Origin of the sequence: Kitasatospora sp. NPDC088134 (assembly GCF_044741705.1) — a bacterium.
Taxonomy (GTDB): domain Bacteria; phylum Actinomycetota; class Actinomycetes; order Streptomycetales; family Streptomycetaceae; genus Kitasatospora.
The window spans coordinates 155,360-181,873 of the sequence record NZ_JBIUTD010000013.1 but is presented as its reverse complement, the minus strand read 5'-3'; the positions used below and the strand labels follow the sequence as shown (position 1 = coordinate 181,873).

The following is a 26,514-nucleotide window of genomic DNA, read 5'->3' as shown; positions in this document are numbered from 1 at the left end:
GCCCTCCTCACGTCTCGCCGTAGTCGAGGACCCGTACGTCCACCGGGTCGTCGTCGATCGACCCGACGGCGGCCCAGCAGCCGTAGCGCTGGAACCGGTCGGCGTCGAGGTCCGGGTTGGCCTCGCCGGGCGCGCCCTCGGCGATCCCGGTCCACAGGGCGGTGGCCGCGGCGGTGGACTCCCGCAGCAGCCAGCCCGGGTCGGTGCCGACCGGCAGCCCCTCGCCGCCGTCGGACGACTCCTCCAGCGCGGTCGGCGGGTAGCGGTAGAACACCGCCACCGGATCGGCCTCGGGACGGTGCGGCGTGATGTTGTCACCGCTCGACGGGACCTTCAGGAACTGCCGGTACAGCGGGTAGCGCAGCCGACCGTCCGGCGCCGCCACCCCGCACCCGGCCAGGTGGCCGCCGGCCTTCCGCAGGCCCTCCCACAGCCGGATCTGGAAGTCGAACAACTGACCCACCAGTTGGGTGAGCTGGTCCAGTCCGGCCCCGTTGGCGAACTCCGCCGGGGTGAGGGGCTGGGACTGCGAGGCGAGGGCCGCCTGCTCCTCCGGGCCGAGACCGGTCTCGAACGCGTGCTGGAAGTTGTCCGCCACGTGCTTCTTCCAGAAGGTGCAGGTCCTGCCCTGCCCCCACTCTTCCCAGCACGGGCCGCCCAGCAGCCCGGCGAAGGCGAGGAACGCCAGCACGCCCAGCCAGAAGCTGCCGCACTGGTTGTCGCTGTCCCGGGTGCTGTCCGTCGCGGTCGGCGGGCGCTGGTACGGGGGCACCGCCGGCCCGGAGTACGAGGCCGGCCCGAGCCCGGAGCCGGCCACGGCGGGCGGGGTGGCGGTCCCGGTGGTGATCACCGGGGTCGGCGGGTTCGCCGGGTCGGCCCACAGCTTCCGGACGAACACGTCGGCGGGCGGCTCCGGCCGGGGCGGCTGCCGGAAGGTGTCGAGCAGTTCCAACTGCCGTACCAGGCGCCGGTATCCGAGCTGGAGGTCCGGCGGCGGCGCCGCCGGACCCAGGTCGTAGGTCTTCCCGAGCACCTCGGCCAGGAACGCCGCCGTGTCGTCGGGCAGCCGGGCCTCGGGGGCGTCGTCGTACCGCAGTTCGGCCGCGAGTCGGCCGAAGTCCCTTACCTCCGGCCGCAGTTGGGCGAGGTAGGCGCCGACGGTGTTTCGGGCGATCCGGTCCCGGAACCGGTGGCTGCGCCGGGGCCCGCCGACCACCTTGCCCAGGTAGGCCGAGCCGCTGGCGTTCGCGGTGTGGCCGGACAGGATGCCGAAGGCCGTCGCCCGGGCGGCGGGGGTGCTCGCCGTGGCGAAGGCGGTCCGGACGAAGGCGTCGGTGCGCCGGGCCAGGAAGACGTCGCCCCAGCCCCAGGCGTCCAGCGGGACGTCGCCCTGCCGCGGGTGCTCCGGGACGTGCCGCATCTCGCCGAGCCGTCGGCCCAGGTCCTGGATCTCCAGGTGCTTGCCCTGCACCCCCTCGCCCAGCGCCCGCAGGCGCACCGTGGCCGCGCAGTACTTCGCCGCCGCGTCCGGGGCCGTCGGGTCGGCGAGGGCGGCCTCGATGTCGGCGCGCACCGAACCGATCCGCGTGCAGAGGTCCAGCCCCTCGGTCCACATCGCGGCGGCCTCGGCGAGCAGGTCGAGTTCCAGGCCGTCCGACTGGGCGTGCTGGAGCAGGTGGTCCAGCAGGCTGCCGAGGGCGGCGTCCGCAGGATGGTCGGCCACCTCGGCGAGCAGGCCGTCCAGGGCCGGGCGCAGCGCGGGGTCGACCGGCGCCGCGGCCAGGCCCTCCCGGTGCTCGGCCAGCGCGGCGGCATGAGTTCTGGCATCGATCATGGGGAAGTCACCCACATCCCACTGTCGGACGGGCGCCCTGCGGCCGACCGGCGGCCCAGCGCGGTGGGGCCGGCGCGGTGCGGCAGGGTGTGGAGCGGTGCGGCGCGCGGACCCGCGGTCGAACCGACGCGTACGGATCTTCGAGCCGTCTCCAGCGTCACGCCGCCCGCCGCTCCCGGCAACCTCCCACGGCCACCGGGCCACCGGCGCCGTCCGCTAGAACGCGGGCCGGCCGAGTTTGTACACGTCGCCGATCCGGAGGTCCGACGGGGTGCGGTGGCGGCCGTGGGTGGCGACGAAGGTGACCGAGACCTGTGAGTCCGGCTGCCGGAAGGTCCGGAAGTACGGGGCGTTGGCCGGGAGTTCGGGGACCTCGACCAGCGGGACGCCCCGGCGCTCCAGCAGGCGCCGCAGCTTGTCGAAGCGCAGCCGGGGCGCGAAACGGCCGTACCGGGCCCGCAGGGCGCTGTCGGCGGTGCTCCGGTCCACCCGGGCCAGCCGGTGCACCTGGAGCGAGAAGTGGTGCCCCGACCAAGGCAGTCCGGGCCGGGCGCGGTCCCAGTGGAACTCGGTCAGGCCGTAGTCGCGGATCAGGTGGTGCGGGTCGAAGGAGTACTCGGCGAAGTCCGTCCCGAGCAGCTCGGCGACCCGCTCGGGGGAGTCCCCGGGCCGGGCGCCCAGCACGGTGCCGGTGGTGACGACGTCCAGGTAGAACGCGAGCGAGTACGGGGTCAACGGGGCTTCCTCGGCGGGGTGTCGGCGCGCGGCGGTCGGCCACGAGTCTGCCGCACCCCGCCGGGCCCCCGGCGGGCGGGCGTCAGAACCGGCGCCAGCGGGCCGAGGCGAACGAGAAGGCGCCGTACAGCACCAGCCCGGCCGCGACCCCGACCAGCAGCCACGGGCCCGCCGCGGTCTGCGTGAAGCTGCGCAGGGTGTCGTCCATGCCCTTGGCCCGCCCCGGGTCGAAGCGGACGGCCGCCACCACCACGAAGGCCCCGGCGGCGGTGTAGACCGCCCCGCGGGCTAGGTTGCCCGCCACTCCGACACCGGTGACGGCCTTCCGGACGGGCAGCCGCATCGCGGCGGTGTCGAGCTTGCGCAGGAAGCGCCGCAGGACCGCGCGGACGCCGATCGCCACGCCGACGCCCGCCAGCACCAGCCCCGCCGCGCCGACCGCCCAGCGGCCGCCCGGCCACCCGAGCGCGGTCGCGGTCCAGTCCCGGGAGGAGGCGTCACCGCCCGAACCGCCCGAACCGCCGCCCGTACCCGCCGCGTACGCGCCGGTGCCCCAGGCCACCGAGGCGTAGAACACCGCCCGCCCGGCCGAGAGCAGCCGGGAGCCGGTCTTCTTCTCCCCGGCCTCGCCGAACACCGCCGTCGAGGCCCGCCACACCGCCATGCCGGCGAAGCCGGCCGCCAGCGCCCAGAGCAGCGCCGTGCCGAACGGCTGCTCCGCGACCTGGTGCAGCGCCCCCTGCCGGTCGGCCTCCTCGCCGCCGGAGCCGAAGGCGATCCGCAGTGCCAGCACCCCCAGCAGGGTGTAGAGCACGCCCCGCGCCACGAAGCCCGTGCGTCCGGCCGCCGTCGCCGCCCGGTCCACCCGGGGACCGCCGGCCCGCTGTGCGTCCGTCATCGTCGCCTCCTCCGCGTCCGCGCCGCGCGCTCAGTCGAGGGCCCGGCCGCGAGTGGCCAGGTTGCCGAGGGCGACGTAGACCACGGCCGGGATGCCGTAGTCGAGCAGGATCTGCCCGGTGCGGTCGGAGACCGTGAACAGGCCGCGCGACCACGCGGACAGCCAGTCGGCGGCGCGGTGGAACCAACTCACCAGCGGATTGCCCCCGTTGGCTTCGAAGAGGTCCAGCAGGATCCAGATCACCAGGACGGCGGCGAGCACGTGCGCCACCACGGAAATGATCGAAGTCGTTCGTCTCATGGGCGCCGCTTTGCCCGGCCGGGCCGTCCCAAACCCGGTGCGCACGCGGGGAGTTCGGGAGAAGCGGACGGATCCGGAGGTTCCCGGGGATTCCCGGAGGAATCCGTCGGAACCCCGGCATGGATCGTCCGGCGGCCAGCAGACGGATCCGGTGATCACCCGTCCGAGTGTTCCCGGGACGGCGGTGCGTGCGGTGCGGCCACGGGCCCGCTGCGCCGCGCTGAACCGCTCGGAAACCGGGGTCGAAGCAGTTGACCGGACCGGGCGCGTGATTTCGATGCGGCACGGCCAAATGCTGCACACGGGGAAAGGCGGTCCGGCTGTCAATGGATTTCCGGTGAACATCGGCGAAACCCTGCATGCGGGGCGTCCCGCCGGGTTGCCGGTCCGGTGGATCCGCACGGGAAAGGACCGGAACCGATCGGGCAAGGTCCAGGACGTGCAGGTGGGCTACGCTGACCCACCCCGGACGTCCGGCCAGGACGAAATCCGGGTGAGACATCGTGCGCGATGCGCCCCGTCTATCGAGGAGACCACGATCAACCGATATTGGAGAACCACTGCGGGCGCCCTGCTGTCCGCGGTGCTCGGCTTCGGGACACTGACGCTGCCCACGGCCGCCCCGGCGCACGCGGACAGCATGATGAGCACCCCGTCCTACGAAAGCCTGAGCTCGGCCAAGGCCGGCCCGGACTGGATGCAGAGCATTCCCGACAGCACGAATCTGGCCGCCATGTCCATCCCCGGGACCCACGAGTCGCTGTCCACCTTCGGCGGCGACTCCACCCAGACCCAGGAGGGCGACTCCACCCAGGCCGGCAACCTGGCCGACCAGCTGGCAGCGGGCATCCGGGCCTTCGACATACGGGTCAGGGTCGTCGGCGGGGAGACCGACCCGAGCGGCACCTATCGCGCCGGCTCGTACGCCATCCATCACGGGATGGTCTATCAGCACGCGATGCTGGGCGACGCCTTCAACCAGTTCCGGACATTCTTGAGGAGCCATCCCGACGAGACGCTGCTGCTCCACCTCAAGGAAGAGTGCACCGGCCAGGGGGTCTCGTGCACCGATGACCTCACGGACGTCGTGACGCCGCCCGAGCCCGACGGGGACGGAAATCTCCTCACCGTCCCTATCTCCGACAATGCCAAGTTCGAATACCGGGAGAACCTCTTCAAGAAATACCTGGAGGACAACTCCGATCTGTTCTACCCCGAGTCGGTCGTCCGGGACCACCAGACCGTGGTCCCGACGCTCGGTGCCGTCCGCGGCAAGGTGGTCCTGACGGCGGTCCACGGTCCGGGCGGCGGCGACTTCGGTTGGGGGTTGAAGCAGGCTGCCGACCTGAACGCCAACAAGGACGACAGCCTCGCTGGCGGGAGCTGCGGAACCAACACCGACTCCGCCTACCACGGCTGCTTTCTCCAGGACGAGTACGGCGTCCCCAACATGATGGCCATCGCCAGCAAGCGCGACTACGTGCGCCGGCATCTGGACCGTCAGAACAGCGACCCCGACCAGGGCAAGAAGCTGTACATCAACTACACCAGCGGAGGATCGTCCGGGGCCTACCCCTACTCGGTCGCCAGCGGCTGCGCCGCCGGGATCTGCACCAGTCAGGGCGTCAACGAGTTCCTGCTGACCTATCTCAACGAGGGCCCGGACGTTCACGCCCCGGTGGTCCGCACCGGTGTCGTGATGATGGACTTCCCCGGCGGCGCTCTCATCGACAAGATCGTCAGCTACAACCCGGTCGCCACCATGGCCCCGAGCGACTCGACGCGCAAGGCCGCCGGTTTCCTCCGGAATGCCATCGACCAGCACGGCTCCCCGGGCTCCCTCCGGATCCCGCAGAGCTACACCGGCGGCCACTTCGGGCCCGGCGGCACCTTCGGCGACACCGGGTACCAGTCGTCGTTCACCTACGACAACGCCGTGACGATCGCCGCGCTCCTGAAGAAGGGGACCGAGGTCGACGTCTCCCACGCCAAGGACCTGGGCGACAGCCTGCTGTACGCCCAGGACCACGACCCGGTGAACGACGGCCGGATCCGGGCGTCCTACCTGCCCGACCCGTTCGTCACCACCCTGGGCCGGGACTATCCGGTCGGCACCCCCTACATCGGCGGCTGGTCGGTGTACACGGGGAACATGGCCTGGGCCGGGATGGCCTTCGCCCACCTCTACCAGGCCACCGGCGACAGCAGGTACCTGGAGGGCGCGAAGCGCGCCGCGAACTGGATCCAGGCCAACTCCGCCGACACCCGCGGCGCCGGTGGCTACACCGGCGGCTACGCCGACACCTCCACGAAGGAGGACGGCAGCGGCATGGTCCAGCGGACCTGGAAGGCCACCGAGCACAACATCGACGTCGGCGCGTTCTTCGCCATGCTGGGCCGGCTCACCGGCGACCAGACCTGGAAGGACCGCTCCGACAACGCCTTCGCCTTCGTCAAGACCATGATCAGCGACGACCACAACCACCTGTGGACCGGCACCGGACTGGACGGCGTCACCGTCAACGAGGACGCCATCCCCGAGGACGTCCAGACCTGGGCCTACCTCGCCACCCTCGATCCCGCCTACGCCCGCACCACCGACTGGGCCGCCGGACGCATGGCCGTCACCGACAACGGCTTCACCGGCGTCAGCTTCAGCGCCGTCGACACCACCGGCGTCTGGTTCGAGGGCACCGCCCACCTCCTGGCCGCCTACAAGGCCCGCAACGCCCCCGGTGACGCGGCCGGCATCGCGGCGCTGACGGCCGCCATGGAGAAGGCCCAGGCACAGGCCCCCCACACCGACGGCAAGGGCATCGTCGCCTCCTCGCACGACGGCCTCGACACCGGACAGGGCGACAAGTACTACGCCTCCCTGCACACCGGCGCCACCGCCTGGTACCTCCTCGCCGCCCTGGGCGGCAACCCCTTCCGGCTCTGAGACGAACGACCCGCTGAAACGTCCGTGCCCGGCACCAGTCCCCCACCGGTGCCGGGCACGGGCATTCGTCCGACCCCGAAGGAGTCGGCATCCACGACTGCAACCCCGGCCGGCTCCACGGCGGCGGCACCCTCCCGGCCTCCACCCCGCCGTGCGACCTCCGGGACAGCCTCGTCAGGATCAACGACTCGCTCCGCGCACTGATCGCGCCGGAAGGGCGGTCCACCGCACCGGGAAGCCCGGAACCGGACGTTGCACGGCGGGCTCAGAGGAAGTGCCGGATCGGCGCGGTGGCCGCCTCCAGGGCGCGGCGGGCGGGGCCGCGGCGGTGCCAGCGGGCCGGGGCGAGGGCCTCGCTGCGGGTCAGGTCCCGGTCGAAGTCGCGGTCCAGCCGGGCGGTGAACTCCTCGTCGACCACGGCGAGCACCACCTCCTCGTCGTGGTCCAGCGAGCGCCGGTTGAAGTTCGCCGAGCCGACCACCGACACCACCCCGTCCACGGTCAGCACCTTCGCGTGCATCATCGTCGGCGCGTACTGCCACACCGTGACCCCGCAGGCCGTCAGCCGCCCGAAGTGGCGCTCGCCCGCGAGCTGGCAGACCCGCTTGTCGGTGTGCCGCCCCGGCACCAGCAGCTCGACGGCCACCCCGCGCCGGGCCGTCTCGCACAGCAGGTCGACGAAGTAGTCGTCGGGCGCGAAGTAGGCGGTGGCCAGCCGCAGCCGCTGCTCGGCGGAGGAGATCACCACCCGCATCAGGGTCTGCAGGTCCTGCCAGCCGACGGCGGCCGACCCCCGCACCACCTGGACCACGGCGCCGCCCGGCTGCTCGTGCTCCTCGAAGCGGTCGGCCTCGTCGTACAGCGTGCCCGGGGCGCACTCCGCCCAGTTCTGCGCGAACGCCGCCGCGATGCCGTCCACCGCCGGGCCGACCACCCGCACGTGGGTGTCGCGCCACTCGCCCGGGTGCCGGGCGTCCCCGCACCACTCCTCGGCGATGCCGACGCCGCCGGTGAACGCGATCCGGCCGTCCACCACCAGCACCTTCCGGTGGCAGCGGTGGTTCTGCTTGAACGGCGACAGTCGCACCGGACGCCGGAACCAGGAGATCCGCACCCCCGCCGCCGCCATCAGGTCCAGCAGCTCCGGCTCGATCAGCCGGCTGCCGAACCCGTCCAGCAGCAGCCGCACCCGCAGGCCCTGTTCGGCCTTGCGGGCCAGCGCCCGGGCGAACTCCCGGGCGATCTCGCCGCGCCAGTAGACGAAGGTCATCAGGTCCACGGTCCGCCGCGCGTCCGCCACGGCTGCCAGCATCGCGGGGAAGATCTCGTCGCCGTTGCGCAGCGGCGTGAGCAGGTTGCCCTCGGTCGCGGCGATCCCGAGCAGTCCCTCCAGCCGGCGGCGCAGCACCTGGCCGCGCCCGGCCACTGGTGGCGCCACCGCCGGCGCCACCGGGGCTTCGACGGACCGGAGTTCGACGGGCGCCGGTTCGGCGGGCAGGGGTTCGGGCGCGGTCTCGGTGGTCATGGGTCTCGCTCCGTCCGGGGGATCTCGGGGGTGGCAGTGGCGGGCGCTCGGCTACCCGTTCCCGCACGGTCGACGCCTCCGGGAGGGATGAGAACCGCGGATCGGGGGACACGGCGTCCATGACGAGGACTCGGAGGCCCGCCGCGCGGGCCGGTGCACTGGCGGTGGCGGCGGCCGGACAGGGAACGCTGCTGGTGGCGGCGGGGCTGCTGATCACCCACCCGCCGGCCGGATGGTGGGACCCGGGCGAGAACGGCGCGACCTCCTGGCTGGCCGCGCACCGCACCGCCGCCCTGACCACCGGCAGCGAATGGCTCTCCGCGCTCGCCTTCACCCCGGCGATCGTCACGGCCACCGCGCTCGCCGTCGTCGTCCTGCTGCTCCTGCGCCGCCCGCGCCCGGCGGCGCTGCTGGCCGGCGCGGTCGCGCTGCAGGCGGCGCTGTTCGTGACCGCCGCCCACCTGGTCGACCGGGCCCGGCCGGACGTGGACCGGCTGGATGGGGCGCTGCCCACCTCAAGCTTCCCGTCCGGGCACGTCGGCGCCGCCACCGCGCTGTACGGCGGCCTCGGCCTGCTGGTGCTGCGCTCGGCCCGCGGCCGGTGGCGCGTCGTGGTGTGCGCCCTGCTCTGGACGGTGCCGGTGCTGGTCGCCGCCAGCCGCCTCTACCGGGGCATGCACCACCCCACCGACGTGCTGGCGGGCGCGCTGAACGGCGCGGCCGCGCTCTGGGCGGTCTCCCGGGCGGTGGCCGCCCCCGCCCGGCCCCCGGCGCGGCCCGCCGCGGCGCCGCGCGGCCCCGTCGCGCTGGTCCACAACCCGGTCGGCGTGGACGACGCCCTGCTGGCGCGGCTGTCCGCCGCCGTCACCGCGCACGGCCACCGGCCGCCCCTGCTGCTGCCCGCCGCCGCCGAGGACGGCGGCCGGGCCGCCGCCGCGCGGGCCGTCGCCGACGGGGCCCGGCTGGTCGCCGCCTGCGGCGGCGACGGCACCGTCACGGCCTGCGCCGAGGCGCTCGCCGGGACGGACACCGCCCTGCTGGTCGTCCCCTGCGGCACCGGCAACCTGCTGGCCCGCAACCTCGGCCTGTCCACCGACCCGGTCGAGGCGCTCACCGCCGCCCTCGCCGGGCGCCCCCGCCGGATCGACCTGATGCACGCCGAGGGCGACGGCCTGCCCGCCCGGGCCGCCGCCACCATGGCCGGGATGGGGCTGGACGCCGCCGTGATGGCCGCCACCGACCAGGGCCTCAAGCGTCGCCTGGGCTGGCCCGCGTACCTGCTCGGCGCCGCCGGGCACCTGACGGACCGCCGCTTCGTGCTGACCGTCTCGGTGGACGGCGCCGCCCCGGTCCGCCGCCAGGTCCGGACGGCCGTGGTCGGCAACGTCGGCACCTTGCAGGGCGGGGTGCGCCTGCTGCCCGACGCCGCGCCCGACGACGGGCAGCTCGACCTCGTCCTGGTCCAGCCGTACGGCCCGCGCGGCTGGGCGGGCACCGTCCTCGCCCTGCTCACCGGCGCCCGCCGCCCCGGCCCGGCCGCCCCGCTGGAGCACTTCCGCGGCCGCCGGATCGAACTCACCGCCGACCGGCCCCACCCGCGCCAGTGCGACGGCGACCCCGTCGGCGACGGCCGCACCCTGGTCCTGACGGTCCGTCCGGCCGCCCTGCTGGTCCAGCTCCCGCACCCGGCGGGGGAGGAGACCGCGCCGCGGCAGGACGCGGGGCACGACGCCGCCCGGGACGCCGCCCGGGACGCCGCCCGGGACGCCCTCCCGGCCGCGCGGACCGGCGCCGGGCAGGAGGTGGCCTGAATGGGGACCGCCAGCCGGGTCGGGGCCGGCGGACCGGAGCACCTGTCCGCCGACGAGGCCGTCCTGACGCTGCGCCGGCGGCCCTGGTGGCCGCTGGCCCGGGACGCCTTCCTGCGCTTCCGCTACGCCGACGGGTTCAGCCACGCCCGGGCGCTCGCCTTCCAGGTGGTGCTGTCGCTGGTGCCGTTCGCGCTCGCCGTGGTCGGCCTGGCCTCCTCGCTGCACGGCGGCCCGGTCGGGCAACTGGTCGCGGCCGGCATCGAACGGATGGTGCCCGCGTCCAGCGCCGACCTGGTCCGCGAGGTGCTGGACCGCAGCCGGTACCGCACCGGCGGCACCCTCGCGCTCTGGTTCGGCGCCCTGTTCGCGCTCGCCAACCTGGTCACCGCGATGTCCCAGATCGAGCGCGGCGCCAACCGGATCTACGGCATCGAACGGGACCGCCCGTTCGACCGCAAGTACGGGCGCAGCCTGCTGATGGCCGCGGGGGCGGGACTGCCGCTCGGCACCGGCTTCCTGGTGCTGGTGGCCGGGCCGCAGGTCGCCGCGGCCGCCGAGGAGGTGTTCGGCCTCGGCCCGGGCACCGCCGCCGCCTGGACGCTGCTGCGCTGGCCGGTCGGCCTGCTGCTCACCCTCACCTCCTCCGCCGTGATCTTCCGGCGGGCCCCGCGCCGCCGCCAACCCGGCTACAGCTGGCTGGCGTTCGGGGCCGGCGTGCACCTGGTGCTCTGGCTGGCCGCGACCTGGCTGCTGACCCTCTACCTGCGGCTCAGCGGCTCCTTCGACGCCGTCTACGGGCCGCTCAGCGTGGTCTTCTCCTTCCTGGTGTGGGCCTACCTGACGGCGATCGCGCTCTTCCTCGGCCTGTCCTTCGCCGCCCAGCTGGAGGCCGACCGCACCGGACGGCCGGGCCCCGTCCTCCCCGACCCGGAACGGAGCGCCTCCTGATGACCCGCCCGATGACCCGCCCCGCCCTGCTGCCCGCCCTGCGCGACGCCGACCTGCGGCTCGGCGAGCGCCTGCTCGCCGCCGTCGCCGCGTTCGGCGTCGCGGCCGTCCCGGCCGCCCTGCTGCTGGTCCTGGTCGAGGCCAACTGGCCGCCGCTGCACCGGCTGGACGCGGGCGCCGCCGGGCGCCTGCACACGCTGGTGCGGGAGCACCCCGGCGCGCTCGACGTGCTGCGGGTGCTCAGCGACGTGGTGTGGGACCCGCTGACGATGCGGCTGCTGGCCGCGGCCGCCGTCGGCGTGCTGCTGTGGCGGAGGGCCTGGCGGCTGGCGCTGTGGGCGGCCGCGACCGTCACCGCCTCCGGCCTGATCGGCTGGGGCGTGAAGGCCGCCGTCGCCCGGGCCCGGCCCGCGCTGCCCGACCCGGTCGCGCACGCCCCCGGGTTCTCCTTCCCGTCCGGGCACGCCATGACGGCGGCGACCTGCTGCGCCGTGCTGCTGCTGGTGTCCCTGCCGGTGCTCGGCCCGCGCGGACGGCGGGCGGCGTGGGCGGCGGCGCTGGTCAGCGTGCTGGGCGTCGGGTTCACCAGGGTCGCGCTGGGCGTGCACTGGGTCAGCGACGTGCTCGGCGGCTGGCTGCTCGGGACGGCGCTGGTCGCGGCCACCGCCTGGGCGTTCCGGGGCTGGCGGCGCGACACCGGCCGGGACGTCCCGGCCCCGCTCGCCGAGGGGCTGGAGCCGGAACTGGCCGGACCCGCCCCCGAGCGGGACTGACGGCCCGTCGGGCGGCGCGGGGCCGACGGCCCGTCAGGCGGGCGGGCGGAGCGCCTCGACCGCCTCCGCCACGGTGGCGCGGCGGGGCAGCACCCGGTCCACGCCCGTGAGGGCGAGCAGGTGGCCCAGGTCCGGGGCGACGGCCACCAGCACCAGGGCGGTCCCGGCCTGCTCGGTGCGCCGGAGGGCGTGCAGCAGTGCGGCGACGCCCACGGAGTCGCAGAAGCCCAGCCCGGCCAGGTCGAGCACCACCGGGAGGGCCGCCGGGACCTGTTCGAGCATCCGGTGCAGGCGCGGCGCGGTGTGGTGGTCCAGTTCCCCCGCGAGCACGACGACGGTCGCCCCGGCGGGATGGGGGCGGACCTCGATGGTCAGGTCGTACTCGGGCACGCGGGCTCCGTACGGTGCGGGAGGAGGGAAGGGCAGGGCGGGAGGAGGGAGAGGAGGGAAAGGCAGGGCGGGAGGCGGGGGAGGAGGGGTCAGTGCAGGCGGGCGACCAGCAGCGCGACGTCGTCGGCCTGCCGGCCCGCGAACGCGGCCAGCAGCCGGTCGCCGGCCCCGTCCGGGTCGGGCGGGGCGGCGGCGAAGGCGTCCCGCAGCGCGGCCAGGCCGGTCTCCAGGTGCTCGCCCGGCACCTCGACCAGACCGTCGGTGACCAGCAGCAGGTCGGTGCCGGGCGGCACGTCGACCCCGACGGCCGGGGGCTGCGGCATGTTCAGGCCCAGCAGGATGCCGTGCTCGGTCAGGTACCGGGTCGAGCCGTCGGGCAGCCGCAGCAGCGGCGGCAGGTGCCCGGCGTTGGCGACCAGCAGGCGGCGGCGGTCCGGCGAGATCAGCACCAGGCAGACGGTGACGGTCAGCCCGGGGCGCAGCCGGGTCAGCAGGGTGTCCAGCCGGGTCAGCAGCGTCCGCGGGTCGTGCCCCTCGATGGCGTAGGCGCGCAGCGCGTGCCGCAGCTCGCCCATCGCCATCGCGGCCGTCAGCGAGTGCCCGGCCACGTCGCCGATCGCCAGCAGCAGCCCGTCGGGGGTGTCGATGGCCTCGTAGAAGTCGCCGCCGATCTCGCTGCGGGCCGAGGCCGGCTCGTAGCGCACCGCCAGCTCGACGCCGGGGACGGCGGGCAGCCGGTCGGGCAGGAAGCTGCGCTGCAGGGTGAGCGCGAGGGCGTGCTCCTCGGCCTGGCTGCGCTGCGCCTCCAGGGCGAGCGCGGCGGCCTGGGTGAGCTGGGAGAGCAGGCTGCGGCCGTCCGCGTCGGCGGTCGCCGCCGGGTCGACGGCCAGCGCCAGCAGCGGCCGGCCCGGCTTGGTGCGGGCCACCACCAGGGCGGTCGGCCCGGCCGGCAGGCCCGCCGCGCCCAGCCCGTGGTCGGCCAGCACGCCGCGCCAGGTGTCGGCGTCCAGCAGCGTGCTGTCGGTGCCGGTGGCGTCGCCCAGGGTGTGGTGGGCGAGCACGTCCAGCAGCACCGGCGGGGCCTGCAGCAGCCGCACCGGCGGGTCGCCGGGGCGGTCCGGGTCGTGCTGGGCCAGGTACAGGGTGTCGCGGTCCGGTCCGAGCGCGATCGCGGTGGCCCGGGCCGCGCCGACCCGCACCGCGCCCAGCGCGGCGGCGGTGACCAGCCCGTCCGCGTCCTGCGCGCCGTACAGGGCGAGGGTGGCGCTGTGCAGGGCGGCGACCCGGGCGGCGAGCTGCTCGGCGCGCCGCCGGGCCCGGGCGTAGCGCAGCACGGCGGTGACGGTGGCCTGGAGCTCGGCCGCGTCGATCGGCTCGGTCAGGTAGGCGTCGGCGCCGCGGTGCAGGCCCTGGGTGCGGTCGCTGGCCTCGATCGCGGTGGCGGAGATGTGCACCACCGGCAGCGCGGCGGTGCGCGGGCGGCGCTTGATCCGCTCGCACACCTCGAAGCCGGTCATGTCGGGCAGGCTGATGTCGACGACGGCGATCTCCGGCAGCTCGGCCGCCGGGGTGCGGTCGAGCAGCGCCAGCGCCTGGGTGCCGTCGACCGCCTCGACCACGGTGTGGCCGGAGCGGCGCAGCCAACTGCCCACGATGTAGCGGGTGGTGTCGTTGTCGTCGAGGACCAGCACGGTCGCCGGTCCGGCGTCGGGGGCGGCCGCGCTCATGCTCCGTCCCCGGGCGGTGCGGGCCGGCGGTCGGCGGGGCGCGGCGCGTCCAGGGCGGCGGCGATCCGGGCGCCGGTCAGGCCGGACTTCGGCAGCACGGCGCGGGCGTGCGCCAGCCGTGCGCGGTCGGCGGCGGTCAGCGTCGCCGAGCTGAGCACCACCACGGGCAGGTCCGCCAGCTCCGGGTCCGCGCGCAGCCCGGCGAGCACCTGGTACCCGTCCACCTCCCCGAGCTGCAGGTCCAGGACCACCGCGTCGGGCCGGTGCGCGCGGACGGCGGCCAGCCCGGACGGGCCGTCGACGGCCTCCACCACCCGCTCGGCGAGGCCGTGCAGCAGCGGGCGCAGCACCTCCCGGAACACCGGGTCGTCGTCGACCGCGACCAGCAGGCTCCGCCGGGTCCCGGCCGGCGCGGCCGGGTGCGCGGGCAGCCGGACGGTGATCACGGTGCCCCGGCCGGGCTCGCTCGCCAGCCGCAGGGTGCCGCCGAGGATGCCGGCCAGCCGCCGGGCGTACGGCAGGCCCAGGCCGGTGCCCCGGCGGCCGCGCTGGTGCGCGCCCCTGACCTGGTAGAACTCCTCGAACACCCGCTCCTGCTGGTCGGCGGGGATGCCGACCCCGGTGTCGGTCACCGTCAGCACCAGCTCCGGCGGGCCGTCGTCGGCGGGTTCGATCCGGGCGTCCAGCGCTACCGAGCCCTGCTCGGTGAACTTCAGCGCGTTCGACAGCAGGTTGCGCAGGATCCGCACCAGCATCGTCTCGTCGCCGAGCAGCGTCCCGGCCCCGGCCGGGGCCGCGCCGATCCGCAGCGCCACGCCGGGGCGGGCCAGGCCGCGCAGGGTGCCGTCCAGGTGGGCCAGCACGGCGCGCAGGTCCAGCGGCGCCCACTGCGGCTCCAGGGTGCCCGACTCCGCCTTGGCCACGTCCAGCAGCTCGTCCACCAGGGACAGCAGGGTGCGGCCGGAGTCGGCGATCAGCGACAGCTGCCGGGCCCGCTCCGCGGGCGGGGCGTCCGGGTCGGTGCGCAGCAGCTCGGCCAGGCCGACCACCGCGTTGACGGGCGTGCGCAGCTCGTGGCTGACGTTCGCCCAGAACCGGCTCTTCGCCTCGCTGGCCTCGCGCAGCTGCTGCGACTTCTCGTCCAGCTCGGCGTAGAGCGCGACCACGCCCCGGTTGGTCTCCTCCAGCTCCTCCGACAGCTCACCGTACAGCGCCAGCACGCCCCGGTTGGTCTCCTCCAGCTCCTGGTTCAGGCGCCGCAGCTCCTCGCGCTGGGCGCGGGTCTGCTCCAGGGCGGCGATCAGGTCGCGGGTCTGCGCCCGGGAGTCCTCCAGGGCGCTCGGCCCGGTGTGCTCGGCGAGCAGGCGGCGGGCCCGGTCGACCAGCCCGTTCCCCGGGCCCGGGTCCGGGCCGAGCCGCTGCTCGACCCGGACCCGGCCGCCCGCGGCGTCCTGCTCGTGCTCGACCGTCAGCAGCCGGCCCGCCGCGTCCAGCGCCTCGGCGGGCAGCCGGTGGCCGCCCCGCCAGGCCAGCGTCACCCGCAGGGCGGGCACCGGCTCCGGGCACAGGTCGAAGGCCGCGCCGAGCCCCTCCGCGCCCAGCAGGCCCCGGCCCAGCTCGCTCAGCGCGGTGGCCAGCCGGACGGCGTCCTGCCCGTCCGCGCCGAGCAGGTCGGCGAGGGCGTGCGCGCTGCGGCGCAGCGCGAAGGTGTCCTGGACGGTGGCCACCGGCATCGCGTCCAGGGACACCGGGGCGATCTGCTCGGACCGGCGGTCCGCCGGGTCCCCGGCCGGTCCGGTCCGGTCCGCGTTCACCAGGAGCCCTTCGCCACGACCACGCCCGCGTCGTCCCGGCGCACGCCCGCCTCGCGCAGCAGCAGCGCGGCGGCGGTGACGGGCCGGTGGGCGAACAGGCCGGGCACGTCGGAGCCGCGCCAGCGGTCGGTCAGCCCGTCCGAGTGCAGCACGACCGCGCTGCCGGGCGGCAGCTCCTGCCGCACGGTGTGCGGGGTGGGCAGCTGGTGCCCGACGATGCCCGGCGCGGACGGCAGCGAGCGCCGGGTGCCGGCGGCGGGGTCGACCACGAAGGCGCTGACGTTGCCCACCCCGCAGAAGGTCAGCCGGGCGGCGGCCGGTTCGACCAGGGCCACCGCGACCGCGCCACCCCGGCCGGAGCGCAGCGCCCGGTGCAGTTCGGCGAGCACCTGGTCGGGCCGGTCGGTGGCGCAGCGGTGGAAGGCCGCGACGGCGTCCGAGGCGGCCCGGGCGGCCAGCGGGCCGTGGCCCAGCCCGTCGCAGAGCATCAGCACGAAGCCCCCGGACGGGTCGCGCGGCCCGGGGGAGAGGGGGTGGCGCGGCGCCCGGTCGGTCAGCACCGACCAGTCGAAGCGGCCGCCCGCCACCGCCGGGGCGGGCGGCGGCACGGGCGCGGTCACGGGCCCGCCGGCCAGCACCGGGCGGACCGCCCAGGCGTCGCCGCACAGCTCCTGGCCGCTCATCGGGCGGGTCAGCCCGGCGGCGACGGGTTCGCCCGCGGCGGCCGCGGCCCGGCCGGCCGGGGTGCGGTTCCAGAACCGGGCGGTCAGCACGGTGCCGCGTCCGGGCAGCGAGTGCAGGTCGAAGGCGTCGGCGAGCCGGGCCACCGCGCCCAGGCCGATGCCCAGGGTGGGGCCGGAGGAGTAGCCGTCGGCGAGCGCCGCCGGGACGTCCGCCATGCCCGGCCCGCTGTCGACGGTGACGAACTCCAGTGCGGCCTCGGTGTCGGTGCGCACCACGCGCAGCACCATCGCCCCGTCCACGGCGTGCCGCCGCAGGTTGGTGGCGGCCTCGCTGACGGCCAGCGCGACCTCGCCCGCCCGCTCCGGCAGCAGGCCGATGCGGTGGGCGAGCTGGCGGGCCGCGCCGCGCGCGGCGGCGGGCAGCGAGTCGGAGTGCCGGAACCAGACGGTGTCCTCGCACTCGGTGAGGGCGGGGTTCAGCGGGACCACTTGGTCACCGACACCTTCGTGCCCGCACCGGGCGCGCTGTGCAGCTCGAACTCGTCCACCAGCCGGCGGGCCCCGCTCAGGCCCAGGCCCATGCCGCTGCCGGAGGTCCAGCCGTCGGTGAGCGCGAGGTCCAGGTCGGGGATGCCGGGGCCGCTGTCCTCGAACACGGCGTGCACGCCGGTCCGGTGGCCGCTGCGGACCGTCGTGCAGACCATCCGGCCGCCCCCGCCGTAGACCAGCGTGTTGCGGGCCAGTTCGCTGGCGGCGGTGACCAGCTTGGTCTGGTCGACCAGCGAGAGGCCGCACTGCTGGGCGAAGGTCCGGACGGTCTGCCGGGCCCGCACCACGTCGTCGTTGGAGCCGATCGGCACGGTCTGCCCGTCCTCCGGCCCGGCCCCGCTCACGGACGGGCCGTACGCGCGGTACGGTCGCGTTCGAGCAGGGCGAGGCCCTTCTCCAGGGTGAGCGCGGTGCGGACCCCGCCCAGCGACAGCCCGAGCTCGACCAGCGTGATGGCGACGGCCGGGCGCATCCCCACCACCACCGTCCCGGCGTCCAGCAGGCGGGAGATCGCGGCGGTGTTGGCGAGCATCCGGCCGACGAAGGAGTCGACGATCTCCAGCGCCGTGATGTCGATGACCACGCCGGTCGCGCCGGTGGCGACGATCCGCTCGGCCAGGTCGTCCTGCAGGTCCATCACGATCTGGTCCTCCAGGTCGACCTGGATCGACACCAGCAGCACCTGGCCGATCTTCAGGATCGGGACGCGCTCGCTCACCGCTCGCCGCCGCCGACCGGGCGGGCGCCGCCGAGCTGCAGGACGTGCCGCAGCGCGTCCGCCAGGGTGGCCTTGGTGACGATGTCGCCGAACTGCACGCCGAGCGCGACCAGGGTCTGCGCGATCTGCGGCCGGATGCCCGAGATGGTGCACTCGGCGCCCATCAGCCGGGCCGCGACGACGGTCTTCAGCAGGTGCTGGGCGACCTCGGTGTCCACCGCGGGCACCCCGGTGATGTCGATGATGGCGTGCTCGGACTCCCACTCCACCAGGCTCTGCAGCAGCTTCTCCATCACCACCTGGGTGCGCGCCGAGTCCAGGGTGCCGACCAGCGGGACGGCGACCACGCCCTCCCACAACTTGATCACCGGCGTGGACAGTTCGAGCAGCTGCTCGGCCTGGGCGCTGATGATCTCCTCCCGGGTGCGGGCGTACGCCTCGATGGTGAACAGGCCGAGCGCGTCGAACAGCCGGGCCAGCTGCAGGTAGGCGGTGACGTCCTCCGCGCTGCTGTCCCCGGTCGGCTCCAGGACGTCCTTGCAGGCGAACACGCTGATCGCGGTCTCGGTCGGGGTGAAGCCGTGCCGGGCCCGGTTGCGGGACAGCTCCACCAGCAGGGCGCGCACCTCCGAGTACGCCTCGTCCCGCCAGTCCAGCCCGCCCTTGCCGAGCGCCTGCTGCAGCGCCTGGTAGAGCTCGGTCAGCTCGCGCTCCAGCTCGGCCCGGCTGATCCGGCCGCCCAGCGAGGCCGCCACCGCGGACACCCACTGGTCCTGCACCGCGTCGTCCCGGGTCAGCAGCTCCACGAGCCGTTCCGACGCACGCTCCACCGCCATCAGGCGTTCTCCTCGCTCACACGGCCCCCCGGGGATGCGGGGGCCCGGCCGTGGTCCGGCCGCACCGGCCGCCCCGGCCGGTCGGCCGGGGCAGCGGACGCCGTCTGCCCCGGCCCCGGAAAGGTATGCACCGGCCCGCGGAAGTTTTTCCCGCCCGGCCCTCGCCCGGCCCCCGCCCGGCAGCTCGGGGGGTCGGCCGGGCGGGCGGCGGTCCGGTGCGACCGGGTGAACCTCGGTAACGGTTCGGCAAAGCCGATGGTGGATCGTCGACGGACGGGTAGCCGGGGCGGCACCAGTCGGGGCACGTCGGCCCCACCGTCCCCAGGGGGTCCCCCACATGCCCGCCGCCGTCTCCGTCGCCGTCCCCGCCACCCTCCCCGAGAGCCCGTTCCCGCAGGTCGTGATCGCCGCCGAACTCCGTTTCGACCCCGCGCTCCCGTACGGCGTCGCGCTGGCCTTCCCACCCCAGAACGCCGGGGGCGAGATCGTCTGGTGGTTCGGCCGGGACCTGCTCGACGCCGGCTGCCGCGCCCCCGCTGGCGAGGGCGACGTCCGGGTCGAACCGGGCCGGCACGGCCGGGTCCTGGTCACCCTCGGCAACCGCCGTGACCGCGCCGTCGTCAGCCTCCCGTCCGGCACCGTCGCGGACTTCCTCGCCGGGGCCTACCGGGCCGTCCCGGTCGGCTCCGAGTCCGAGCACCTCGACCTCGCCCCGGTGCTGGCCCGGCTGCTGGCCTGACGCACCGTCAGCAGGCGTCGGCGCCGCGCCGGCCGGTCGGGGCGAGGGTGACGCGGATGCGCTTGCCGCCCTCCGGCAGCGGGTGGATCTCCCAGCTGCTGCTGAGCAGTTGGACCAGCGGCCAGCCCCGGCCGCCCGGCCGGGCCGGGTCCTGGAGCAGGTCGGTGCCGCCGTGCGGGTGCGCGTCGGCGGAGTCCTCGACCTCGATGGTCAGCGGACCGCCGTCCGGTTCGCCGCGGACGGCGAAACCGGTCACGCCCCCGGCGTGCCGGATCGCGTTGGTGACCAGTTCGGTGACGGCCAGGCAGGCGTCCCCGTGCAGGCGCTCGTCGGCCGCCGGGCGCCGTCCGAGCACGGCGGCGACGGCCGCCCGGGCCTGCGCGGCCGTCCGCACCGGCGGCTCCGCCGCTCCCGCTGCCGGTGTGCGGCACCGGGCCGGGTCGGTGTCGGCACGGGACATCTGGTGACCTCGAATCGGACGGAACGGACGTTCAGTGGTCCGGATGCCCGGACGCGGCGGTCTCACGCGGCCCGGTCCGGCCCGGCTGGTCCGGCCGTCCCGCCGAGCGCCGCCGCGGCGTCCGGGGCGAGGTGCAGGTAGCCGACGGCCGAGGACAGTTCGAGCAGGCGCCGGACGGGCTCGCGCAGCGGTCCGGCCAGCACCAGCCGCCCGCCGGCGTCCGCCGTCCGGCGGTGCGCGAGCAGCAGGCCGTGCAGCACCGAGGAGTCCGCGAACGTCACCTCGGCGAGGTCCACCACCAGCAGGCGGGGCGCGCGCTCCACCGCGGCCGACAGCCGCCGCACGAACTCCTGGCCGTCCTCCCAGTCGAGCTCGCCCGTCGGCCGCAGCGTCTCGACGCCCTCCGGCTCCGCCCCGGAGCCGCTCCGTACGTGATCGGTCATGCCCGGCATGGTAGGCGCTCCCGGGCGGCCGCCGCCGTCATGCCGGCCGCCGCCGCCGTGCCGACCGCTCCCGGCCGGGCCGCCGCCCAAGCTTCGGCAAAGTTGGGATGACAGATTTTGAAATCTGTCATCCCAACCCCGTACAGTGGAGGCATGGAGAACACCGAACTCGGCACCACCGGCCCCACCGTCTCCCGGCTCGGCCTCGGCCTGATGGGCATGTCCGGCATGTACGGCCCCGCCGACCGGGCGGAGAGCATCGCCACCGTGCACGCGGCCCTCGACCGGGGCGTCACCCTGCTCGACACCGGGGACTTCTACGGGATGGGGCACAACGAACTGCTGCTCCGGGAGGCACTGCGCGGCCGCGACCGCGACCGGGCCGTGATCAGCGTCAAGTTCGGCGCGCTGCGCGACGCCGACGGCGCCTTCCTCGGGGTGGACCTGCGCCCCGCCGCGATCAAGAACTTCGTCGCGTACAGCCTGCAGCGGCTCGGCACCGACCACATCGACGTCTACCGCCCGGCCCGGCTCAGCCCCGAGATCCCGGTCGAGGAGGTCGTCGGCACCCTCGCCGAACTCGTCCAAAAGGGCTGGATCCGGCACATCGGCCTGTCCGAGGTCGGCGCGGAGACGCTGCGCCGCGCCCACGCCGTCCACCCGATCACCGACGTCCAGATCGAGTACTCGCTGATCTCGCGCGGCATCGAGCGGGACGTCCTCCCGGCCGCGAACGAGCTCGGCGTCGCCGTCACCGCCTACGGCGTGCTCTCCCGCGGCCTGATCAGCGGCCACTGGAAGCCGCAGGCCGGGGCGCAGACCGCCGCCGGGGACTTCCGCACCCACCTGCCCCGGTTCACCGGCGACGCCCTCGACCACAACCTGGCCCTGGTCGAGCGGCTGCGGAAGATCGCCGACGCCAAGGGCGTCACTGTCGCCCAGCTCGCCGTCGCCTGGGTGCTCGACCGCGGCGCGGGCGTCGTCCCGCTGATCGGCGCCCGCCGCCGCGACCGCCTCGACGAGGCCCTCGGCGCCCTCGACGTCACCCTGGACGCCGACGAACTCGCCGCGATCGAGGCCGCCGTGCCGACCGGCGCCGCCGTCGGCGAGCGCTACGACGCCGCCCAGATGCGGCTGCTGGACAGCGAGCGGTGAAGCCCCGCCCGGTGCCGCGCGCGGGCGGCGGCCCCGGGCCCCGGACGGGCGATAACCTCGGGACCATGACCGAACAGCTGACCGCCGAGCGGGTGCTCGACACCGCCGAGGACGTCCTGCGCCGCTACGGCCCCGCCAAGGCCACCGTGGTGGACGTCGCCCGCGCGCTCGGCGTCAGCCACGGCACGGTCTACCGGCACTTCGCCACCAAGGCCGCGCTCCGCGAGGCCGTCGCCGAACGCTGGCTGCACCGCACCTCGGCCCCGATGGCCGCGCTCGCCGACGACCCCGCCCTCCCGGCCCCCGAACGGCTCCGCCACTGGGTCCGCACCCTCAACGCGACCAAGCGCCGCTACGCCACCGAGGACCCGGAACTCCAGCGCACCTTCCACGCGCTGGTCGCCGAGACGACCGGCGTCGTCACCGCCCACGAGGACGAACTCGCCGCCCAGCTCGGCCGGATCGTCGCCGCGGGCGTCGCCGCCGGGGACTTCGCCGCCCCCGACCCCGCCGCCGCCGGCCGCACCGTCTTCCTCGCCACCGCCCGCTTCCACCACCCCGCCCACGCCGCCGGCTGGACGTCCCCCGCCAACGACGCCGACCTCGACGCCGTCGTCGACCTCCTGCTGGCCGGCCTCGCCCCGCGCTGACGCACCGTCGGCTCCCGGGGCGGCGCTACCATGACGGTTCGGGTGCGGCCCGCCCGCTCCGCGGTACGACGGAGGCGGGGGCGCGGCGCCGAAGACGTCGGTCGTGCCGGACCCTCCGGGGTGCGGGCGGGTGGCGGAGCACGGATGCGAGGTGAGGGCCCGGCAGGGCCCGGACGATGGCATTTTCGACTTCTCCCGCCCCTCCGGCAGCGGCCGCGGACTGGGAGTTCCTGGCCGGTGCCCCGGTGCCGGTCGCGGTGCTCGGCCCCGACGGCGACCTGCGCTACGCCAGCCCCGGCGCCCGCCGGCTGCTGGCCGGGGCCGACGGCGGCTGCCCGCCCTGGCTGCGCCGCGCCCACCTGCGGCTGCGCCACGCTCCGGACGGCGCCGACCCGGGCCCGGTCGGGCCGGACGGAGCCGGAGCCGACGGCGCCCCCGCCCGGACGGTGCGGTACGCCGACCCGGTGGCGGGCACCGTCGAGGCGCACCCCTCGCCGCTGCCCGACGGCGGCGCCGTGTGGTGGTTCGTCGCCGCCGAGGGCTGCGCCGGGCTGCTGCCCCCGTCGGCGGCGGGCGGCCCGTGCGACTGGGAGCTGCTGACCCGGCTGTCCGGCCTGCTGCTGTCCTCGCTGAACGCCGACCGGATCATGGAGACCGCGGCCCGCCAGGCCGCCGAGCACCTCGCCGACGCCGCCGTGCTGGTCGCCCCCGGCTCGGGCCGCACCCTGCGCTTCGTGGCCTGCCTGCGGGCGGGCGACCCGACCCGGGGCCAGGTCCGGGCCGACCCGGCCGACGTCCCCGGCCTCGCCGAGGCGCTGCGCGGCTTCCCGCCGGTGCCCTCGCGCTGGATCGACCCGGCCGCCACCCCGTCCTGGCTGGTCCCGGACGGCTTCGGCCGGGTCGGCTCGGTGCTGGTCACCCCGCTGCCCGGCCACGGCGTCCCGGCCGGGGCGCTGGTGCTGCTCCGGGCGGCGGGCAACGGACCCTTCGCCACCGACGAGGAGGTCTTCGCCCGGATGTTCGCCGCCCGGGCCGGCGCGGCGCTCTCCGCCGCCGTCATGTACTCCGAGCAGGCCGCCGTCACCGACCTGCTGATGCGCGAACTGCTCCCGCCCCGGCTCGAACACCTCGACGGGGTGGACTACGCCGGCGGCTACCGGGCCTCGGTCGACCGCGACCGGATCGGCGGCGACTTCTACGACGTCCACCCCGCCGCCGACCCGGGCGGCGAGACCCTCGCCCTGCTCGGCGACGTCAGCGGCAAGGGGCTGGAGGCCGCCGTGATGACCGGCAAGGTCCGCAACACCCTGCACGCGCTGCTGCCGCTCGCCGACGACCACGGCCGGGTCCTGCACCTGCTCAACCGGGCGCTGCTGACCTCCCGTCACACCCGCTTCGCCAGCCTGGTGCTGGCCTCGGTGCGGCGCGAGGGGGAGCGGGTGCGGGTCCGGCTGTCGGCGGCCGGGCACCCCGCCCCCATGGTGGTGCGGGCCGACGGCCGGGTCACCGAGTCCGACACGCTGGGCAGCATCGTCGGCGTCCTGCCGGAGGCCACCACCCGTACCGACACCGTGCTGCTCGAACCCGGGGAGGCGTGCGTCCTCTACAGCGACGGCATCACCGAGGCCAGGGGCGGCCCCACCGGCCACGAGGAGTTCGGCCCCCAGCGGCTCGGCCGGGCGCTCGCCGAGTGCGCGGGCCTGCCCGCCGAGGCGGTGGTGGAACGGGTCCAGATGCTCACCGCGCAGTGGCTGCGCGACGGGCGGCACGACGACATGGCGGTGATGGTGATCGCCGCGCCCGCCCGCGGCGCCCGGCCCACCGACCGCGAAGGGCAGGCACGCACCGCATGACCGGCACCACGACCACCCGGGCCGCCCGCCCCGACGGCACGGAACGGCCCTTCCCCGACGGCGCGGGACTGCCGTTCCCCGACGAGGAGCTGTGGGAGGCCGTGCTCGGCGGCGACCAGGCCCGGGCCACCGCCCTCGCCGCCGCCGCCCTCGACGCCGGACTGCCCCCCGAGACGCTGCTGCTCGACGTGATCGGCGCGCTGCAGGCCCGGATCGGCCGCGCCTGGGCGGCCGACCGGATCAGCGTGGTGCAGGAGCACGCCGCCACCGCCGTCAACGAACGCGTGGTCGCCGCCGTCGCCGCCCACCCCGCGTCCGCCGCCGCCGGGCAGCGCCGCCGCGGCCGGATCACGGTCGCCTGCGTGGACGGCGAGTGGCACGCCTTCCCGGCCCGGCTGCTCGCCGAGGTGCTGGCGCTGCGCGGCTGGCAGGTCGACTACCTGGGCGCCCAGTGCCCGACCCCGCACCTGATCGCGCACCTGCACCGCACCGCCCCCGACGCGCTCGCCCTCTCCGCCTCGCTGGCCACCCGGCTGCCCGCCGCGCACACCGCCCTCACCGCCGCCCAGGCGGCCGGCGTGCCCGTCATGGTCGGCGGCGCGGCCTTCGGACCGGACGGCCGGCACGCCCGGCTGCTCGGCGCCGACGCCTGGGCCCGCGACGCCCGGGAGGCCGCCGAGCTGCTCGCCCGCGGCATCCCGGAGCCGGCCGGGCCGCACCTGCCGGTCGACGACCTGCCGCACCTCGCCGACCAGGAGTACACCCTGGTCAGCCGCAGCTCCCGGGAGCTGGTCGGCACCGTGATGACTGCCCTGGAACGGGAGTTCGCCCCCGTCCGGGCCTACACCGAACTCCAGCGCGAGCACACCCTGGACGACCTCGGGCACATCCTCGACCACCTCGCCGTCGCCCTCTACACCGGGGACGCCGACCTGTTCACCGCGTTCACCGACTGGACCAGGGAGGTCCTGCTCGCCCGCTCCGTCCCCGACACCTTCCTCGTCTTCGCCCTCACCGCCCTGCGCCACCAGCTGCGCGACCTGCCGCGCAGCGTCGCCGTGCTGACCGCCGCGGCCGCCCGCCCCGCCGGGGCGCCCGCGTGAACGACCGCCCTGTCCCCCCACCCCGCCCGGCCACCACCCTCGCCGCCGCCATCACCACCGTCACCGTCCGGATCGACGGCGAGCTCGACCACGAGAGCTGCGAGGACCTGCTGCGGGACGTCGCCGGCCGCCTCGCCGCCGACCCCGCCGCCGGGGCGGTCCGGCTCGACTGCGGCGGCATGACGCTCTGCGACTCGATGGGCCTGTCCGCGCTGCTCCAGCTCCGCCGCGACACCGCCGCCGCGGGCCTGCTCCTGCTGCTCGACCACCGCCCCGCCCACCTCGACCGCCTGCTCCGCCTCACCGGCACCACCGCCCACCTGCTCGGCGACACCCCCGGCGCCGCGCCCGGCGCCGCCCCCGCCGACCGGTAGGACCCGGTAGGACCCGCGAAAGCGGGCAGACGGCGGGAGGGGGACCGAGGAGCGCCGCACACCGGCGGGCGCCGGGACGAGGAGACGTGATGACCGAGTACGGCTACTTCCTGTCCTGCGAGGAGTTCACCCCGCAGGAACTGATCGCCCAGGCCGAACGGGCGCGGGACGCCGGGTTCACCCGGCTGGCGATCTCCGACCACTTCCACCCGTGGAACGAGGCGCAGGGCAACAGCCCCTTCGTCTGGTCGGTGATCGGCGCCCTCTCGCAGGCCGTCGACCTGCCCGTCACCACCCTGGTGACCTGCCCCACCGTCCGCCTGCACCCCGCGATCACCGCCCAGGCCGCGGCCACCTCCAGCGTGCTGCTGGAAGGCCGGTTCGCCCTCGGCGTCGGCACCGGCGAGGCGCTCAACGAGCACGTCCTCGGCGACCGCTGGCCCTCCTTCGAGGAGCGCGCCGAGATGCTGGAGGAGGCGGTGGAGGTGATGCGCGAACTCTTCACCGGCCGCCGGGTCAGCCACCGCGGCCCGCACTACACCGTCGACAACGCCCGCCTCTACACCGCGCCCCGGGGCCGGCTGCCGATCCTGGTCTCCGGCTTCGGACCGAAGGCCGCCGCGACCGCCGGCCGGATCGGCGACGGCTTCGTCACCATGGCGCCGGACGCCGAGCTGGTCGCGGTCTTCCGCGCGTGCGGCGGCGCGGGCAAACCCGTCGTCGGCGGCCTCAAGGTCTGCTGGGGCGCCGACCGGGAGAAGGCCGTGGACGAGGTGCACCGCCGCTGGCCGACCGAACTGCTCCCCGGCGAACTGGCCCAACTCCTGCCCACGCCCAGGCACTTCGAGCAGGCCAGCGAACTCGTCACCCGCGAGATGGTGGCCGACGCCGTCCCCTGCGGCGACGACGCGGACGCGCACGCGGCCGCCGTCCGGGCCTACGCCGAGGCCGGGTTCGACGAGGTGTACGTCGGACAGATCGGCCCCGACCAGGACGCCTTCTTCGACGCCTACCGGGACCGCGTGCTGCCCGCCCTGCGGGAGTCCGTCGGCGGCCCCGCCCCGGTGGAGACGCCCGAGGCCCGGATGACGGCGGAGGGCGCACCCGCGCCGGACGAGCGCGCCAAGGGCCCCGCGGACGGGCCGGAGTTCAGGCCCACCCGCTGAGCGGAACGTGGAGATCGTGCGAAAAACCGACCGGAGGCGCATGGTTCGTGGCGGACCGGTCAGACGCGGGGTGATCACCCAACCCCCTA

General features: G+C 75.9%; 25 protein-coding genes. 11 read left to right on the top strand and 14 right to left on the bottom strand.

Translation table 11 applies throughout. The features are described 5' to 3' along the window. Window positions 1-7 precede the first annotated feature (7 nt). The 4 genes from ACIOHG_RS21650 to ACIOHG_RS21635 all read right to left on the bottom strand — a co-directional run bounded on the left by ACIOHG_RS21650 (window position 8) and on the right by ACIOHG_RS21635 (window position 3,737). On the bottom strand, window positions 8-1,834 hold the full coding sequence (locus ACIOHG_RS21650) for a hypothetical protein (protein WP_400953037.1): 1,827 nt from the start codon (window positions 1,832-1,834) through the stop codon (window positions 8-10). 216 nt (window positions 1,835-2,050) lie between these two features. Next, window positions 2,051-2,569 carry a hypothetical protein gene (locus tag ACIOHG_RS21645; protein ID WP_400953035.1) on the bottom strand — a complete coding sequence of 173 codons (519 nt, stop codon included), beginning with the start codon at window positions 2,567-2,569 and terminating at the stop codon, window positions 2,051-2,053. An 82-nt stretch (window positions 2,570-2,651) separates the two neighbouring features. Further along, window positions 2,652-3,467, bottom strand: a complete 816-nt coding sequence (locus ACIOHG_RS21640; protein ID WP_400953033.1) for a DUF1206 domain-containing protein — start codon at window positions 3,465-3,467, stop codon at window positions 2,652-2,654. A 30-nt stretch (window positions 3,468-3,497) separates the two neighbouring features. Next, on the bottom strand, window positions 3,498-3,737 hold the full coding sequence (locus ACIOHG_RS21635) for a hypothetical protein (RefSeq protein WP_400953031.1): 240 nt from the start codon (window positions 3,735-3,737) through the stop codon (window positions 3,498-3,500). A gap of 670 nt (window positions 3,738-4,407) precedes the next feature. Between ACIOHG_RS21635 and ACIOHG_RS21630 the strand changes: the two genes are divergently transcribed. Then, window positions 4,408-6,708, top strand: coding sequence for a hypothetical protein (locus ACIOHG_RS21630; protein WP_400953029.1), 2,301 nt, complete (start codon window positions 4,408-4,410; stop codon window positions 6,706-6,708). 265 nt (window positions 6,709-6,973) lie between these two features. On the opposite strand, the gene ACIOHG_RS21625 is transcribed toward ACIOHG_RS21630, so the two are convergent. Continuing rightward, window positions 6,974-8,233, bottom strand: a complete 1,260-nt coding sequence (locus ACIOHG_RS21625; RefSeq protein WP_400953027.1) for a phosphatidylserine/phosphatidylglycerophosphate/cardiolipin synthase family protein — start codon at window positions 8,231-8,233, stop codon at window positions 6,974-6,976. Window positions 8,234-8,352: 119 nt separating this feature from the next. Here ACIOHG_RS21625 and ACIOHG_RS21620 point away from each other — a divergent pair, with 119 nt between their 5' ends. Genes ACIOHG_RS21620 through ACIOHG_RS21610 form a run of 3 tightly spaced genes read left to right on the top strand, consistent with a single transcriptional unit; the run spans window position 8,353 to window position 11,765 of the window. Beyond that, a complete protein-coding gene (locus ACIOHG_RS21620) occupies window positions 8,353-10,044 on the top strand; it encodes a phosphatase PAP2 family protein (protein ID WP_400953025.1) in 1,692 nt (563 codons plus the stop codon). After that, entirely contained in the window at window positions 10,045-10,992 is a 948-nt protein-coding gene (locus tag ACIOHG_RS21615) for a YihY/virulence factor BrkB family protein (RefSeq protein WP_400953023.1), read from the top strand. Further along, window positions 10,992-11,765, top strand: a complete 774-nt coding sequence (locus ACIOHG_RS21610) for a phosphatase PAP2 family protein (RefSeq protein WP_400953021.1) — start codon at window positions 10,992-10,994, stop codon at window positions 11,763-11,765. Before ACIOHG_RS21615 ends, ACIOHG_RS21610 begins: the two co-directional genes overlap by 1 nt. Before the next feature lie 33 nt (window positions 11,766-11,798). Here the strand turns inward: ACIOHG_RS21610 and ACIOHG_RS21605 are convergent, their stop codons facing one another. From ACIOHG_RS21605 to ACIOHG_RS21575, 7 genes are all read right to left on the bottom strand, one after another. Then, the gene (locus ACIOHG_RS21605; protein ID WP_400953019.1) at window positions 11,799-12,155 is read right to left on the bottom strand and encodes an STAS domain-containing protein; all 357 of its coding nucleotides are present in this window, start codon (window positions 12,153-12,155) and stop codon (window positions 11,799-11,801) included. 89 nt (window positions 12,156-12,244) lie between these two features. Continuing rightward, the gene (locus tag ACIOHG_RS21600; protein ID WP_400953017.1) at window positions 12,245-13,882 is read right to left on the bottom strand and encodes a SpoIIE family protein phosphatase; all 1,638 of its coding nucleotides are present in this window, start codon (window positions 13,880-13,882) and stop codon (window positions 12,245-12,247) included. After that, window positions 13,879-15,615 (bottom strand): ATP-binding protein, encoded by a 1,737-nt coding sequence (locus tag ACIOHG_RS21595; protein ID WP_400953087.1) that lies wholly within the window; start codon window positions 15,613-15,615, stop codon window positions 13,879-13,881. Before ACIOHG_RS21595 ends, ACIOHG_RS21600 begins: the two co-directional genes overlap by 4 nt. Before the next feature lie 77 nt (window positions 15,616-15,692). Next, on the bottom strand, window positions 15,693-16,868 hold the full coding sequence (locus ACIOHG_RS21590; RefSeq protein WP_400953015.1) for a SpoIIE family protein phosphatase: 1,176 nt from the start codon (window positions 16,866-16,868) through the stop codon (window positions 15,693-15,695). Beyond that, on the bottom strand, window positions 16,856-17,272 hold the full coding sequence (locus tag ACIOHG_RS21585) for an anti-sigma regulatory factor (protein ID WP_400953013.1): 417 nt from the start codon (window positions 17,270-17,272) through the stop codon (window positions 16,856-16,858). Before ACIOHG_RS21585 ends, ACIOHG_RS21590 begins: the two co-directional genes overlap by 13 nt. Beyond that, window positions 17,269-17,646, bottom strand: coding sequence for an STAS domain-containing protein (locus tag ACIOHG_RS21580; RefSeq protein WP_400701568.1), 378 nt, complete (start codon window positions 17,644-17,646; stop codon window positions 17,269-17,271). Before ACIOHG_RS21580 ends, ACIOHG_RS21585 begins: the two co-directional genes overlap by 4 nt. Beyond that, window positions 17,643-18,482 carry an STAS domain-containing protein gene (locus tag ACIOHG_RS21575; protein WP_400953011.1) on the bottom strand — a complete coding sequence of 280 codons (840 nt, stop codon included), beginning with the start codon at window positions 18,480-18,482 and terminating at the stop codon, window positions 17,643-17,645. Before ACIOHG_RS21575 ends, ACIOHG_RS21580 begins: the two co-directional genes overlap by 4 nt. A gap of 337 nt (window positions 18,483-18,819) precedes the next feature. Here ACIOHG_RS21575 and ACIOHG_RS21570 point away from each other — a divergent pair, with 337 nt between their 5' ends. Beyond that, window positions 18,820-19,221 carry an SsgA family sporulation/cell division regulator gene (locus tag ACIOHG_RS21570; protein WP_400953009.1) on the top strand — a complete coding sequence of 134 codons (402 nt, stop codon included), beginning with the start codon at window positions 18,820-18,822 and terminating at the stop codon, window positions 19,219-19,221. Between the two features lie 7 nt (window positions 19,222-19,228). Here ACIOHG_RS21570 and ACIOHG_RS21565 read toward each other — a convergent pair whose 3' ends face one another. After that, a complete protein-coding gene (locus ACIOHG_RS21565) occupies window positions 19,229-19,681 on the bottom strand; it encodes an ATP-binding protein (protein ID WP_400953007.1) in 453 nt (150 codons plus the stop codon). A gap of 62 nt (window positions 19,682-19,743) precedes the next feature. Beyond that, complete coding sequence (locus ACIOHG_RS21560) at window positions 19,744-20,124, bottom strand: STAS domain-containing protein (protein WP_400953005.1); 381 nt, start codon at window positions 20,122-20,124, stop codon at window positions 19,744-19,746. Window positions 20,125-20,277: 153 nt separating this feature from the next. Here ACIOHG_RS21560 and ACIOHG_RS21555 point away from each other — a divergent pair, with 153 nt between their 5' ends. From ACIOHG_RS21555 to ACIOHG_RS21530, 6 genes are all read left to right on the top strand, one after another. Then, complete coding sequence (locus ACIOHG_RS21555) at window positions 20,278-21,279, top strand: aldo/keto reductase (protein WP_400953003.1); 1,002 nt, start codon at window positions 20,278-20,280, stop codon at window positions 21,277-21,279. 65 nt (window positions 21,280-21,344) lie between these two features. After that, entirely contained in the window at window positions 21,345-21,929 is a 585-nt protein-coding gene (locus tag ACIOHG_RS21550) for a TetR family transcriptional regulator (protein WP_400953001.1), read from the top strand. Between the two features lie 176 nt (window positions 21,930-22,105). Beyond that, window positions 22,106-23,782, top strand: a complete 1,677-nt coding sequence (locus tag ACIOHG_RS21545) for a PP2C family protein-serine/threonine phosphatase (protein WP_400952999.1) — start codon at window positions 22,106-22,108, stop codon at window positions 23,780-23,782. Then, a complete protein-coding gene (locus tag ACIOHG_RS21540) occupies window positions 23,779-24,885 on the top strand; it encodes a B12-binding domain-containing protein (RefSeq protein ID WP_400952997.1) in 1,107 nt (368 codons plus the stop codon). The genes ACIOHG_RS21545 and ACIOHG_RS21540 overlap by 4 nt, the downstream gene beginning before the upstream one ends. Then, window positions 24,882-25,259, top strand: a complete 378-nt coding sequence (locus ACIOHG_RS21535) for an STAS domain-containing protein (RefSeq protein WP_400952995.1) — start codon at window positions 24,882-24,884, stop codon at window positions 25,257-25,259. Before ACIOHG_RS21540 ends, ACIOHG_RS21535 begins: the two co-directional genes overlap by 4 nt. 89 nt (window positions 25,260-25,348) lie before the next feature. Further along, window positions 25,349-26,425 (top strand): TIGR03557 family F420-dependent LLM class oxidoreductase, encoded by a 1,077-nt coding sequence (locus tag ACIOHG_RS21530; RefSeq protein ID WP_400952993.1) that lies wholly within the window; start codon window positions 25,349-25,351, stop codon window positions 26,423-26,425. The last annotated feature ends 89 nt before the right edge of the window (window positions 26,426-26,514 follow it).